The following is a 1,013-nucleotide window of genomic DNA, read 5'->3' on the forward strand; positions in this document are numbered from 1 at the left end:
GCGGCTACACCGCGACCAAGCACCAGCGCGAAGTCGGCACCGGCTACTTCGACGACATCGCTACCGCGCTCAACCCGAACGCATCAACTTTGGCCCTGGTGGGATCCACCGAAGAAGGCCAGTTCCACTAATCCCCAGCCCAAGGTGAGTCGTTCACAACGCTCACCGGAAGGCACGACGGCGGCCGGCACCCATGGTGCCGATGCCACCGGGGGCCGGGAAAGGTGATCCGGAAGCGTGCGTAAAAGGGGCCCTGTCCCCGCCCGGCCGAGCTCTGCGAGGCCTACGGCGGGGATGGGGAATAGCACGCGGAGGATTGCCTTTTTCGGCCCCAAACTGCACACCGCCGTCGAACATTTGCTTCTGAGGAGATTTGAAATGAACAGCTTCACTGACAACTTCACCATCAACGGGATCACCTTGGCCGCGCAGCCTATTTGCCGGCAGGGCGAGGTGCTTACTCCTGATGCGCTGGCTTTCGTGGCCAAGCTGCACAAGGCCACGGCGGAACGGCGGCTGGAGCTGCTTCAGGCCCGCCGGGAACGGCGCGCCCAGATCTCCAAGGGGCAGGACCCGCGTTTCCTGCGTGGGACCGAGTCCGTCCGCAACGATCCGGACTGGCGCGTCGCTCCCCCGGCCCCGGGCCTGGAGGACCGCCGCGTGGAAATCACCGGGCCGGTGGACAAGAAGATGACCATCAACGCGCTGAACTCCGGCGCCAAGGTGTGGCTCGCCGACATGGAAGACTCCTCCACACCGTCGTGGCGCAACGTCATCCAGGGCCAGCTCAACCTCACGGATGCGCTGGAACGCCGGATCGACTTCACTTCCCCGGAGGGCAAGGAGTACAGGCTCCGCCCCGCCGGGGAGCTGCCCACGATCGTGGTCCGTCCCCGCGGCTGGCACCTGCCGGAAAAGCACATGCTCGTCGACGGCACGCCGATCGCCGGCGGAATCGTTGACTTCGGGCTGTACTTCTTCCACAACGCCCGCCGCCTGATCGCCCAGGGCAA

1 pseudogene is annotated in these 1,013 nt (G+C 65.6%); it reads left to right on the top strand.

The features are described from left to right. Positions 1-378: 378 nt before the first annotated feature. Positions 379-1,013: pseudogene (locus tag J9611_RS21315) on the top strand (malate synthase A); the annotation flags it as partial.

This window comes from Pseudarthrobacter albicanus (assembly GCF_018224015.1).
Taxonomy (GTDB): Bacteria; Actinomycetota; Actinomycetes; order Actinomycetales; family Micrococcaceae; genus Arthrobacter; species Arthrobacter albicanus.